Annotated in this window: 11 protein-coding genes; 8 read left to right on the top strand and 3 right to left on the bottom strand. The window is 37.2% G+C overall.

Annotated elements, in window-relative coordinates:
• Window positions 1–83: 83 nt before the first annotated feature.
• Window positions 84–1,076, bottom strand: a complete 993-nt coding sequence (locus tag AB1444_10960; protein ID MEW6527176.1) for an ROK family protein — start codon at window positions 1,074–1,076, stop codon at window positions 84–86.
• 12 nt (window positions 1,077–1,088) lie between these two features.
• Window positions 1,089–1,472, bottom strand: coding sequence for a preQ(1) synthase (gene queF, locus AB1444_10955; protein ID MEW6527175.1), 384 nt, complete (start codon window positions 1,470–1,472; stop codon window positions 1,089–1,091).
• A 278-nt stretch (window positions 1,473–1,750) separates the two neighbouring features.
• Between queF and AB1444_10950 the strand changes: the two genes are divergently transcribed.
• Window positions 1,751–2,659 (top strand): DUF2279 domain-containing protein, encoded by a 909-nt coding sequence (locus AB1444_10950; protein MEW6527174.1) that lies wholly within the window; start codon window positions 1,751–1,753, stop codon window positions 2,657–2,659.
• Between the two features lie 164 nt (window positions 2,660–2,823).
• On the opposite strand, the gene AB1444_10945 is transcribed toward AB1444_10950, so the two are convergent.
• The gene (locus tag AB1444_10945; protein ID MEW6527173.1) at window positions 2,824–3,312 is read right to left on the bottom strand and encodes a hypothetical protein; all 489 of its coding nucleotides are present in this window, start codon (window positions 3,310–3,312) and stop codon (window positions 2,824–2,826) included.
• A 502-nt stretch (window positions 3,313–3,814) separates the two neighbouring features.
• Between AB1444_10945 and AB1444_10940 the strand changes: the two genes are divergently transcribed.
• The 7 genes from AB1444_10940 to AB1444_10910 all read left to right on the top strand — a co-directional run bounded on the left by AB1444_10940 (window position 3,815) and on the right by AB1444_10910 (window position 13,327).
• Window positions 3,815–5,677: an aldehyde ferredoxin oxidoreductase family protein gene (locus tag AB1444_10940; GenBank protein ID MEW6527172.1), complete on the top strand. Its 1,863-nt coding sequence runs from the start codon at window positions 3,815–3,817 to the stop codon at window positions 5,675–5,677.
• A 12-nt stretch (window positions 5,678–5,689) separates the two neighbouring features.
• Window positions 5,690–6,832, top strand: a complete 1,143-nt coding sequence (locus AB1444_10935; GenBank protein ID MEW6527171.1) for an iron-containing alcohol dehydrogenase — start codon at window positions 5,690–5,692, stop codon at window positions 6,830–6,832.
• A 20-nt stretch (window positions 6,833–6,852) separates the two neighbouring features.
• Entirely contained in the window at window positions 6,853–7,395 is a 543-nt protein-coding gene (locus AB1444_10930; protein ID MEW6527170.1) for a hypothetical protein, read from the top strand.
• 21 nt (window positions 7,396–7,416) lie between these two features.
• Complete coding sequence (locus tag AB1444_10925; GenBank protein MEW6527169.1) at window positions 7,417–8,667, top strand: iron-containing alcohol dehydrogenase; 1,251 nt, start codon at window positions 7,417–7,419, stop codon at window positions 8,665–8,667.
• 117 nt (window positions 8,668–8,784) lie between these two features.
• On the top strand, window positions 8,785–10,623 hold the full coding sequence (locus AB1444_10920; protein MEW6527168.1) for a methyl-accepting chemotaxis protein: 1,839 nt from the start codon (window positions 8,785–8,787) through the stop codon (window positions 10,621–10,623).
• A gap of 500 nt (window positions 10,624–11,123) precedes the next feature.
• Window positions 11,124–11,765, top strand: coding sequence for a methyltransferase domain-containing protein (locus AB1444_10915; protein ID MEW6527167.1), 642 nt, complete (start codon window positions 11,124–11,126; stop codon window positions 11,763–11,765).
• A gap of 185 nt (window positions 11,766–11,950) precedes the next feature.
• The gene (locus AB1444_10910) at window positions 11,951–13,327 is read left to right on the top strand and encodes a radical SAM protein (protein ID MEW6527166.1); all 1,377 of its coding nucleotides are present in this window, start codon (window positions 11,951–11,953) and stop codon (window positions 13,325–13,327) included.
• Window positions 13,328–13,330 lie beyond the last annotated feature (3 nt).

Genomic DNA, 13,330 nt, shown 5'->3' with positions numbered 1-13,330 from the left:
AGGCGGCGGGGATGTACATATTTAATATTTTATTCAAATTTCCATATTTAGGAATAATTAGTGAATTGTAATTATTTTTATTGTTATAGTTTGATAAGCTCTGGAGCATGCATCCACGGCGTATATGTTCTCCAGGATTCTATCCATGACGCAGGCATGACAAGTGATAGTGCTGATATGTCAGCAATATATTCAAATAATGTGCTTTTTTCTATGATAACGTTTTTTGATAACACCGGAAATGACTTATAGAACTCCTCCCGTATAATCGGCAGCAGAATATCGCTGTCATTCATAACGCTACCGCCTAATACAATATATTCGGTATCAAATAATGCATTGAGCGAAGCCAGTCCCCGCGCAAAATTCTTTGCAGCCCGGTGTACTATCTGCATAGCTTTTTCATCGCCAGCACGATAGTTGTCAAAGACTTCCTTTGCAGAATTGACTCCATAATCACGGGCAATTGCTGTTCCGGATGCTATCGCCTCTAAATCCCCGTAGTTACCACAACCACATTGAGGGCCATCATCAGCAATAAATATATGACCAAAGTGTGGTGCATTACCATTTTTACCACGAATTAGCCTGCCGTCAACATAGGCACCGGCACCAATACCGGTACTCCAGGTAACATACACAAGATTATCATGAAATTTTCCAGCGCCAAAAAGTTTCTCGGCAACGACTGCTGCCACACAGTCATTTTCTACTATAACCTCAGGATATAATTGATTGAAAAATTCTTCAAGTGGTATGGACTGCCATGAATTGGGTAAACGACAACTCCCTGTTAATCCTCCGCAAAGATTTGGGGCAACTATCTCTTTATACATTCCTTTTCTTTCAAAAGGGCTGCAGGTGCTTATCCCCACTCTTTTAATGTCTTCATAATGAATGCCAGCATATTCTGCTGTTTTTTGTATCAACATATATGCCTGTTTTGGAATAACGAGGTTATCCCCCTGCAATTGTGTGTGCTGGTAAACCCGTGCTTTTATACCAGTAGCATTGGCGATAGTTGTAATAATTTTAGTTCCACCAATATCAACACCTGCTATATATTCAGCTATCATAGTGCCCTTTATTTACTTTTTACCTTTTACAGATGTGGTAGTGGCAAATATTCCACCTCGTGGCGCCCACTGAATTTCTACTGTAAGCCACTTTGGCTTGATGGCATTGTACAGATCCTGCGCAATGACATCAGTAACGTATTCCTGCCATATTGATTTATTTCGCCACGCACTCATATAATCGCGTACTGATTTGCTTTCTAATAGAAGATTTTTTGGCTCATAAATAACTTTCAATGTACCCTGATCATGCCTGCCAGACACCGGGCACAAACTTTGAAACTCAGGATATTCCCACTGAACTACCGGACAATGGCCACGTGCTGGTATTGTATCAAAGACATACCCTTCAACTTTTTCAATTATTGCATCTTTGGCTTTTGAATAATCTGTCATGGCACCTACTTTACGTGATAGTTATTGTTGATAGTTATTGTATTGTAATATAGCCCTTATAAAAAATTACAACAAAAAATCCTATGAACTAACATTTGATTTGTGTAACACACAATACTATTTAATATATTTTTTATATTTATTTTACTAAAATTTATTGACATATTTGATTTTGCCCTTTTGTGTCCTTTTTTAATATTCTGATTTATTTTAATTGTTACTGAATGCTGATAGCACCTGCAGAATAATAAAGATAAACGTCTATTGAGGGCATTATTATGAAAAGCAACACGTTGTTAAAACCACTCACTCTAATTTTCACCATTATGGTATTATTTCCTATGGTACTCTATGCGCAGGAAACAACTGGAAACCCTGCACCTGTTCAGAATGAAAGCAACTGGCCTACCATACCAACGCTGGCAATGTTTGTGGCAGTACCTACAATTACAATATTATACGGAATGGAAACATGGGACTGGGGTGAACAAAGCAATTGGCGATGGGCTCATGAGGGCTTTTTTGGGCAGAATACTGATTCCGGGGGTGCTGATAAAATTGGACACGGTTGGGCTCATTACTTAGCGTTCAGGATCTTTCATAATTACTATGATTGGTCAGAAAATGGCAGAAATACAAAATGGATTTATTCCATTGCAACCGCTACATTTTTAGGTGTTGGTATTGAAGTAGGTGATGCATTTACTGGCAAATACGGCTTTTCCTATGAAGATGTTGTTGCCGATATGCTTGGTATTGGATTGGGGATACTACTGGAATACTCCCCAACACTGGACTCGCTCATTGGTTTTAGCTGGCAATATTGGCCCACTGAAAGTTATTTTGACCGCTGGGGTAAAAATCCATTGCATATGTCAAGCGATTATAGTGGAGCAAAATATGTTTTTAATTTCAGGCTGGCAGGTCTGCAAAACTTAGGAATAAAATTACCAAACTTCATGCGCTATATACAGTTAGATATTGGCTATTTTACACGTAACTATGTACGATGGGATGAAACAACTGCAGAACCGTATAGAAGCATGTATTATGGCATCTCTTTAAATTTTATGGAAGTAGTAAAAGATTTCTTTGATAATCCTGATTCTAAGGCAAGCCGCATTCTACAACAGCCATTTAAATACTACCATATACCAGCAGGATATTTTGTAGAAGACAAAATATAATTTTCTTAAAATTATAGTGAATGAGTAAAACCGCTTTGTTTCTTAAAATCAATACGATAACAGAGCGGTTTTTATTTTTTATAGTAACAATACCATCATTTCAGCAAAAATTGCTGTTATTATCTTTTATGATAATCGTATAATCTAAATTAGGAGAATATTGCTTATAAATGTTTCCGCAATACTTCTGGTGGTGGTCCCCAGTAGAATTTAAGGCAATGTATGCCGTTTTCACGGTGAAAATCAAAGGTATACGACCTATTTTCATAATAACTGGGTAAATTATTAGGATAGTTATCGGTATTTATTTCTTTTAATCGCTCTTTGAAATACAAAAAAAATTCTTCCAGAACATTATCCACACAAAATGCAATGATATTGGCAAGCGACATCTTCCATAACTTCTTAACATCTAAGAAAAACTCATACTCCGACTGATATAGCACCAGATGTACCCGTTTCCAGGGATTGCCTGTACTGCGTTTGCGGTAAGCTATACGTTTAAATGCTACATACGTCTTCTTTTCTTTCTTTGCCGCATACATGACCATGTACACAATAAGTGTTGTCAGTGGCACATCTAACGTGTGTGCATATTCACCAAGGATAGCTAAATGGGGAAGCGAAATACAGGTAGTGGTTTCAAAATCCATAGTTTCCTCCCAAAGTGTATATTGTAGTATTATGTGGTATATCAATACTACATTACCGATAACTATCGTTGCAAGCTTTTTTCATATTGATTTATTTTAATTTGCCTTATTGCAGTATATCTCACCATATTTTATTATTTTAAAACAATCAAATATCCCCATCCTGCACTAATTATTCAATTTACTGCACTTTTGCAATAAATATCATCATCTACTATGCATTTGCAAATTTACTAACTTCGTTTTTGTCAGTTACTTCACCTGTTTTTTTTTCACATTATTTGGGATAGTTTAAAATTTTAATAGAGAATATAATTTTCTAGTTTTAATTTATAACTTCGCACTTATTTTTTATTTTCTTCTCAATATCGTGATTGACATATAATTTTACATTATTCTATTATTACTCATATACAATTTTATTGTAATAATACAATTAATCGATTTTGTTTTAACGCCAATCTGTAACATCAAAAAAATTAAAGTTTTAAGGAGATACTATATGCAGGAAATCACTGGAACAAGTAACAAGGTCATTGAAGTTGATTTAACCACACAATCCTACCGTGAGATTCCCATCTCTGAAAAGGACCTGGAACTCTATTTGGGCGGCAAGGGATTGGGCTTAAAACTTTTTTATGACAGAGTGCCGGCAGGCATTGATCCTTTCTCTGAGGAAAATGAATTCATCGTGATGACGGGAGTATATCTGGGCACTGGCGCACCCTGTGCAGGTCGCTTTGCAGCAGTTACCAAATCACCATTGACAGGACTTATGGGAACCGGTTCCTGTGGCGGACCATTTGGTATGGCATTGAAAACCTCCGGTTGGGATGGACTCATTGTAAAGGGCAAAGCTAAATCACCGGTGTATTTAGTTATCAGTTCAAAGGGAGTTGAATTCAAGGATGCAAAAAAATTATGGGGTAAAGATACTCAGACCGTTCAAAAAGCCCTTGACAAGGAAGGCAGCGGTGCACTGGTCATTGGGCAAGCAGGTGAAAACAAGGTACTGTATGCTAATATCTGTTCCGGCCACAGATTTTTAGGGCGCTGTGGCATGGGTGCAGTACTGGGTTCAAAAAATGTAAAAGCGATAGTTGCTAAAGGAAATGAATTCAAGATAGTACCAAAAAATCCTAAAAAGTTTGATAAAGCCCGCAAAAAAACACTTAAATTTATCAACCGCAATCCCATTACATCCGTATCATACCGGCAGTTTGGTACCAATGCAAATGTCAATCTGAATAATGCAGGTGGGTTGTTACCGGTTCGCAATTTCACGGGTGGTTCACACGGCGAAGCACACAAAATTTCTGGCGAAGAAATGGCTGAACGCTTTGATACCAAATTCTCAACCTGCAAGCCCTGTGCCATTCTCTGCGGTCACAAAGGCACTATAAATGGCCAAATGCGTCAGATTCCTGAATATGAAACTATTGGTACTTTTGGCTCCAATTTAGAGATCTTTGATCCTGTCGCAGTCAGCGAATTTAACGAACTTTGTACAAAATATGGCCTTGATACAATATCCACTGCAGTCACAATTGCCTGGGCAATGGAGGCCACCGAAAAAGGATTAATTAAAACCGATCTCAAATTTGGATCACCCGATAATGTAGCAAAAACTATCACGGACATTGCTTATAGAAGAGGGTTTGGTAATGATTTAGCCAATGGTACCCGAAAACTATCGCAAAAATATGGTGGAGCTGATTTTGCAATTCAAGTTAAAGGCCTTGAAATGGCAGCCTACGATCCCCGTGGTGCTTGGGGGCAGGCATTAAGCTATGCTGTTGCAAACCGTGGTGCGTGCCATCTTTCCACTGCAAGCTTTGCAGTTGAAGTGTATCTGAATATGCATGATCCCTTTTCACTCAAAGGTAAAGGTTCCATGATTGCATTTTTGGAAGATGTCACCTGTGCCATTAATTCAATGCATATATGTCAGTTTACTGCTTTTGCTGTAGAACTGGAACCTTTTGTGGTAAAATACACGCCAACATTTCTATTAAATCCAATGGTAACCTATCTCAACCCAATTGCTACAAAATTCATGGATGTAAGCCTGTGGCCCGAAATGTGGTCGGGAATTACTGGCAAGCGCATGGGGATGTTCAAGTGGATTAAAGCAGGAAGAAGGATACATGTTCTTGAGCGCTATATGAATACCCGTGAAGGTATATCACGAAAAGACGATACTCTCCCACAACGATTTTTAACCGAGGGCAGGCACTGTGACCCACAGCAGCGTACCGTACCATTGGAAGAACTGGTAGATAGTTACTATAAAGCACGTGGTTTTGATGAAAATGGCATTCCTAAAGACAGCACATTAAAACGATTAAAAATTGAAAAAAAATAATGAGGTGGCACCATGATTCCATACAACTTTACATTTTTAAGTCATCCTAAAATTTGTTCTGGGCTTAAAGCGCTGGAACATATCCCATTTGAATTAGAATCACTGAATGCCCGCAAGCCCCTTGTCATCACATCAGCCCGATGGGCAAAAAAAGGGTTAGCAAAAACATTAACGAAAGCTTTATACGATAGCAACATTACTATAGGCGCTCTTTTTACCAATGCCCCTAACTACCCCAGTGTAACAATAATCAATGAACTATCGAAACTATACAGAGATAGGGGTTGTGATTCAATCATTGCACTTGGTTCAGGCGGGATAGCACATATTGCAAAAGCAGTCAATATGGCTGTTTCACTTAAAACTGATATTTTGAAATGTACTGATCTTACCATTTCATCGCCACTTAAACCTTTAATTTGCGCACCCACTGCAGATTGCGAAGGCGGGGAAATGGCCGCTATTGCATATTACGAGCGTTTTGAAAAACAATCCGATTTTCTGTATCCTGATGTTATTGTTATTGATTCACGCATAACGCGCCATGCTACTTCACAGGAGGTGGCGAACTGTGCGCTTACATCACTGGCACATGCAATTGAAGCATGTGGCATAGCTGCACCTAATCCTATCAATGATGCGTATGCACATACTGCACTTCAATTTATTTATCAATACCTTCCAAAGACAATTAAAAGGCCATGTAACAAGGACGGAAGTGTTGCTATAGTTAATGCGGCAGCCTGTGCGGATACTGCATTTTCAAATGCACCACAGGGAATAGTACATACATTAGCGCAGGCGATAGTTCTTGATACCAACCTTCAACCTGGTAAAGTGATGGGAATTCTTCTTAGATATAGCCTGGCTGCAAAACTGCATGCTAAAGGTGGCATACGCCCTGAATTACTACTTGCCCTTGCTGGCATTGATACATATGCAAAGACTCCTGAAAAGGACCGCCAGAAAGTCGCTTATGACTATCTCATTAAGTGTATAGATGCAACAGGTAACTATGCACCTTCAACATTGAAAGGGTTGAATATTCCCCACTACAAACTGAAAGAATATGCCAGATTAGCTGCTGTAAAGAATAAACAGCACAAAGAAACTGAATATATGGCACTTCTAGAAAAATCCTTTGAAGGTAAATAATTTTAAAAAGGAGTTACATTATGAACGCATTACAATATCCTGAAATTAAGCCAAAGAAGAAATTGATTAAACGAATATATATTGCTGTTATGCTGTGGGTGGTTGGCCGGGCCATTCAAGCTGCAGCAAAGGTTGACAGTGAAGTAAAAGAAGAATTTGCAAAACTAAAAGATAATTTTTTATTGAAGATGTGGATATGGCCAAATGGACCTGCAATGTATGTTGGCAAAACTAAAGATGGCAAGGTAAAGTACTTAGGCTGGAAGGATAAAGGCTACAAACCAACATTAACCATGACCATAAAAAGTGTTGAGGCTGCAATGCTTCTTTTTACATTCCAGGAAGGAACTGCAATCTCAACTGCTCGCAATAGGCTGGTTGTAGATGGGGATTTGCCTGACGCCTGTGCATTGGTAAGGATATTGAATATAGTAGAAGTTTATTTACTGCCAAAAATTATTGCAAAGTTAGCCGTTAAACGATATCCCAAATGGTCACAGATGAATCCCTTCAGAAAACATTTTGGCAGAATACTTATCTATGTTCGTGCATTTACATTCTAATAATTGAAACGAGGTGCAATCATGCAATTACCAGCATATTATGAATTTTGTAACAGTGTTAAAACAATAGTTGGCCATAAGGCCTTAGAGCAGATACCCCAGAGTCTGAAAGCAATCAATGCACAAAGGCCAATGATCATTACTGATAAAGGTGTTGAGCAGGCCGGACTTATAAAAATTGTCCAGGCAGCAATGCAAAAATCAAAACTCAAGGCTGCTGCACTCTTTGATAATGTACCAGCAGATTCAGATGTAAAAGTAGTCAATGAAGTGGCAAAAATTTACAGGGCAAAAAAATGTGATTCAATTATTGCCGTAGGCGGTGGCTCAGTTCTGGATACTGCAAAAGGGGCAAATATTCTTGTATCCGAAAATGCAACTGATTTATTGCAATTTGTGGGTTATGGTAATGTAAAACGCAAACTCCGCCCATTTGTAGCAGTACCAACAACGGCAGGAACAGGTTCTGAAGTGACTTCAGTTGCTGTTATTGCTAACCATGAAAAGAACATCAAAATGGCCTTTGGATCTTTATTTCTGCTACCTGACATTGCTATTATTGACTCCCGAATGACCAAAACGTTGCCACCAACCATAACAGCTTTTACCGGAATGGATGCCCTCACCCATGCTGTAGAAGCTTACTTCTGCCTGGCAAAAAATCCATTAAGTGACACAACAGCGCTTGCAGCAATACAGCTTATTGCACAAAATCTGGTCAATGTGGTTAAAAAACCTTCTGATCTCGATGGCAGGTTAGCACTGGCGCTGGCTTCAAACTTAGCTGGCATGGCTTTTTCCAATTCCATGGTTGGTCTTGTACACAACATTGGACATGCTATTGGGGGTGTGTGTGGTGTACCACATGGTGTATGCATGAATATACTGCTGCCGTATGGATTGGAGTACAACATGCATAAACGTTCACAGTACATTGGCGAGCTACTATATCCACTGGCTGGTGAAGAAGTATATAACAAAACACAAAAAAAAGAGAGGCCACTTAAAACTGTAGAATATATTCGAAAGCTTATTCAGGATCTGCATGATGCCACCGATGGCAAGCACCCGCGTTTCCTGAAAGAGGTATATGACAGAAGTGGCAAGCAGATGATACCCAAAGAAAAGCTCCCTGACATTGCAAAAACAGCAATGAGCGATCCAGCACAATTCTATAACCCCGAAGACCTTGATTACAATGATTACATCATGGTTTTAGAAGCAGCATGGGAAGGAATACCGCTTGACAGAAAAAAAATAAAAAAAGGATAATATAAAAAGCATGGGGCTGTCTAAAAATGCGTTTTGATAAAATAATGTTTATGGAATTTACTTAAACATCTATTATATAGACAGCCCCTATAAAACATGCAAATATGGGGCTTATGTATGAAGGTTGAACTTAATTCATATGATTCAAAGATTAAAAATTTTACATTACAATTTATTCTTAGAACTGAGGGAATCAGCTACTTTATTATAGTTCCTATATTATTACTTTTTTTAACAATAAATATTTCTTTTACAAATAATCAACTGATATTCTTTATAATATGTATTGCTTTTGCATTCCCCATTTCGTTCATTACCACTCAGATTAACAACATTATTGTGACAAAGCCAGTACAGAAATATTTTAATGCAGTAGTAAAAAGTGAAGATATATCAGAAGAATCATATGAATTGGCCTTTAAAAGATTTTTATCCCTGCCCTATTTGCATAGTATTGGAGCTTTTTTTAGATGGGTTTTTGGATTATCGATGTTTACCGTTCCCATTACAGTATCACATCAATTCTCAGCAACGCAAATTTTCATAAGCTGGATGAGTATTCTAATATGTGCCCCATCAGGAACGGTATTGTATTTTCTTCTTACCGAAATATTTATACAGGAAATTTATAATACCGGTATATTTCCAAAAATCCCTGCAAATTTCACATTCAAAAACACCATGGGTATTACAAAAAAATTAATGATATCAATTACCATTATTGTTCTAACTCCATTCTTTATTATGATAGCATTTATGGCTACTATAATCGATCAGGGCACTTTACATCTTTCTTCTTCATGGTGGAAACTTTTCATTTTTGGATGTATAGGATTACTATTTTCTTTATATCTTGCAAAATTATTGGCAAAATCGCTCATAATTAAGACTAACATCATTAAAGAATTCCTGGTTACTGTTGGCGAAGGGCAACTGGCTGCATATACAAAAAAGATAGCAGTTGCTGATGAACTGGCAGAAATTAATATAGCTGTTTATACTATGAAAGAAAATCTTCGTAGTATGGTTGAGCTTATTCGTGCAAGCTCTTTAGAACTCAAAGCAACAAGCAACAACATGAGAATTTCTTCAACTAAGTTCTCAGAAGCATCACGCGACCTCACAGCTATTATTGAAGAAACAAGCTCAGCATACGAAGAGATGTCATCATCCTTTGAAATGATAGTTAATACTATCAAATTACAACTTGAACAGGCAAATACAGTAAATACAGAAATAACCGTTATCAATTCTTCTGGGTCAAACTTAACACATCAGGTAAATGAATTAACAGGGACTTTTAATGAAGCTATCAGTGGAGTGGAAAAAGGCAAGGAAACAATACAGAGGTCAGTAAGCGCTATAACTGACATTTCTCAATACTTAGAGACAGTTGAAGCAACAGTATCAACAATTAATGAAGTGGCCGATCAGATAAACCTTCTGGCACTGAATGCTGCGATAGAAGCAGCGCGTGCAGGTGAACATGGGCGAGGCTTTGCAGTTGTTGCCGATGAAGTGAATAAATTAGCTGATCAAACAGCATCTCTGGTAAAAGGGATTCAATCAACTATTGAACAATACTCCAGTAAAATTAAAAATGAAATAAAATTTATTAATGAAACAGCTACATTATTTGAATCAGTTCGTGATAAAATGCTTACAACACAAAATGTTTTGAATATTACTCATCAATTCACAAAAGAACTTACCACCCAAAATGAAAGTATAATGGGAAAAATTGAAAAGTTGGTACAGCTTTCCAATGAGATATATAACACATCAAATGAGCAGCAGATAACTATTGATGAACTGACCAAAGCAATAAATTCTATTAATGAAGTAGCCACCCATACCGCAGAAGAATCATTTACAATACAGTCCTTATCAGAAAAACTTGAAGATAATGCCAGGCGATTACTGGAAAATATTGAATACTTCAAAGTATCAATGTAATATTAATAATAAGTGAAATAGTTACCCCATACCTATAAGAGGCGTAACAAAATCTTGTTCAATATTTTTTTATGCCTGTGCATCAAAATAAAGGCAAAAAAGTAATAATAAAATAAAAATTTATAGTATTCTTCAACCCTCAACAAGGAATCCCAATTTTATCAGGATGACGAAGCAATTTTTACGATTTATTAGTTTATTTTTATTTCGTTTAATTGATAAGAAGCATTACCCTATGGTAAAACTGTCATAGTGAGTTCCAATACAATCAGAAATTTTATCATAGAAAACACCCCTGCTTCTTGAGATTGCCTTGCTTTGCTTGCAATGACACTTTGACAAAACTGTTATCCAGAGCCACAATGTAATCGAGGTGCATTTTTATCACTAATCCTCACTATAAAAAAATTTAAAAAAATGCATAATTTTCTTTGACGCATACATATTATTTTAGTATTTTATAAAATAATAATATTTCATGTATCAAGAGAATATATCCTATGGTAAATACATCACATGTTCTTGAAGCAATAAATGTGCGTTATAGCAATTTAGCTCAAAGCTCCTGTTGCCTGTCCTGTGGAGGAGCAATTAATCATGCAAAGCCCAAACCAGGTGAAGTATGTGTTGATTTAGGCAGTGGACGCGGCACTGATGTTCTGCGTATGGCTGATGCAGTGGGTAGCAATGGTTTTGTTTATGGCATTGATATCTCCAGTGGCATGATAGCTAAATCAAAGGAACTATCGAACAAATTTGGATATACTAATGTTGCATTTATACAATCAGACCTTGAAACACTGCCACTTCCCAATAATAACTGTGATGTTATCATTTCTAATTGTACAATAAACCATGTAAACAACAAACAAAATGTATTCAATGAAATTTATCGCATCTTAAAACCAGGTGGAAGATGCATTATAAGTGATATTTACTCTATTGGACAGGTTCCTTTAGAATACAAAAATGATCCTGATGCAGTTGCTGAGTGCTGGGCAGGTTCAATTCCTAAAGACGAGTACTTAGCAATTATAGCAAAGGCGGGATTCTCTGACATTGAAATACTGGAAGAAAGTGAACCGTACCCCAAGGGTGCAATTTATGTTGCAAGTTTTACCTATAAAATAACTAAACCATAATAAACGTTATACCATAATAAAGAGGTGTTAAATGAAATCACTTGTTGCACCAAAAGACAACAGTACTCACGTTGCACAGTGCTGCGCAAAAATTTCAACTATTGTTGCAGGCTGCCACGACTAAATCAAACACCACCTGTACGTTTAATCGTGCAGGTGGTAAAAACTTTTACAGGTTACATCCAATGAAATTATCACAGTATACTATAATTAGAAAATTACATGATTCAAACAATTACTTTATGATGAATCCCCTGAGCATGCAAGCTGACATCATATCACAGCATGAGATGAAAGCAATTGCTGATGGAACCTTTGATATAAGCATATTGAAACACAAGGGGTATGTGCTTGATGAACAGGAAGAAAAGATATTATACCGTAAAGCATATTTAGAATTTCTTGATACTCGCGACAACTCTGAGGTGCAAATATTCTTTGTTCCGTGGTATGCGTGCAATTTTGCTTGCTCCTACTGTTATCAATCAGGCTATGACAACAAAGGTACAGTTACACCTGAAGTGATTGATGCATTTTTTTCATATATTACCGCGCACATAACAAAACCAAAGTACATTACCCTCTTTGGTGGTGAGCCTCTTCTTGATTCACCTCATGCACGGGAAATAATTTCTTATTTTATTGAAAAAGCAAATCAGCATTCATTAAGTTTGGCGATAGTTACCAACGGATACACACTGAGTTCATATATTGACATTTTAAAAAAAGCAGCCATCCGTGAAATCCAGGTAACACTAGATGGCACACAAAATGTACATAATAAACGTAGATTCACAAAAACCAAAACACCAACATTTGATGCGATAGTTACCGGCATAGATAGTGCACTGGCACATAATATACCAATAAACTTACGTGTTGTCGTTGATGCAGAAAATATCAATGACCTTCCAAACTTAGCACAGTTTGCCATTGATAAAGGCTGGATAAACCACCCATTGTTTAAAACTCAAATTGGACGAAATTATGAACTTCACTATTGCCAGGCCGATAATGCAAAACTTTATAACAGAGCATCATTGTATGAAAAAATATATGAACTCATTATACAGCACCCATACATTCTGCAATTCCATAAGCCTGCTTATTCAATAAGCAAATTTTTATTTGAGCAAGGTGCTATGCCCAATCCCCTCTTTGATGCATGCCCTGGTTGTAAAACTGAGTGGGCGTTTGATTATACAGGGAAAATATATCCCTGTACTGCAATGGTGGGTAAAAATGGCGAAGAAGTTGGAACCTATTACCCCACTGTGTCATTGAATACTATTGCAATTGAAGAATGGGAAAGACGTGATGTTACATCCATACCACAATGTCAGCAATGTTCATTGAGCTTGCTGTGTGGCGGTGGTTGTGCCGCTGTTGCAAAAAACAATCACGGCAATATACTGCATCCTGATTGTAGGCCAGTTGATACATTGCTTTCAATGGGGATATCATTATATTTTGAAAAAGAAATAGGGAATTACCATGTAAAATCGTGTAATACCAACGAAGTATATAACCACACCGCCAAAAGCGGCAAGGCACATCAATAATAA

This window comes from Spirochaetota bacterium (assembly GCA_040756435.1).
Classification (GTDB): Bacteria; Spirochaetota; UBA4802; order UBA4802; family UB4802; genus UBA4802.
This window is presented reverse-complemented; position numbering and strand designations above follow the sequence as displayed.

Coding starts and splice junctions, on each gene's coding strand:
- AB1444_10950 (MEW6527174.1), top strand. CDS start 1,751: ATGAAAAGCAACACGTTGTTAAAACCACTCACTCTAATTTTCACCATT.
- AB1444_10960 (MEW6527176.1), bottom strand. CDS start 1,076: ATGATAGCTGAATATATAGCAGGTGTTGATATTGGTGGAACTAAAATT.
- AB1444_10945 (MEW6527173.1), bottom strand. CDS start 3,312: ATGGATTTTGAAACCACTACCTGTATTTCGCTTCCCCATTTAGCTATC.
- AB1444_10940 (MEW6527172.1), top strand. CDS start 3,815: ATGCAGGAAATCACTGGAACAAGTAACAAGGTCATTGAAGTTGATTTA.
- AB1444_10910 (MEW6527166.1), top strand. CDS start 11,951: ATGAAATTATCACAGTATACTATAATTAGAAAATTACATGATTCAAAC.
- AB1444_10935 (MEW6527171.1), top strand. CDS start 5,690: ATGATTCCATACAACTTTACATTTTTAAGTCATCCTAAAATTTGTTCT.
- AB1444_10930 (MEW6527170.1), top strand. CDS start 6,853: ATGAACGCATTACAATATCCTGAAATTAAGCCAAAGAAGAAATTGATT.
- queF (MEW6527175.1), bottom strand. CDS start 1,472: ATGACAGATTATTCAAAAGCCAAAGATGCAATAATTGAAAAAGTTGAA.
- AB1444_10915 (MEW6527167.1), top strand. CDS start 11,124: ATGGTAAATACATCACATGTTCTTGAAGCAATAAATGTGCGTTATAGC.
- AB1444_10920 (MEW6527168.1), top strand. CDS start 8,785: ATGAAGGTTGAACTTAATTCATATGATTCAAAGATTAAAAATTTTACA.
- AB1444_10925 (MEW6527169.1), top strand. CDS start 7,417: ATGCAATTACCAGCATATTATGAATTTTGTAACAGTGTTAAAACAATA.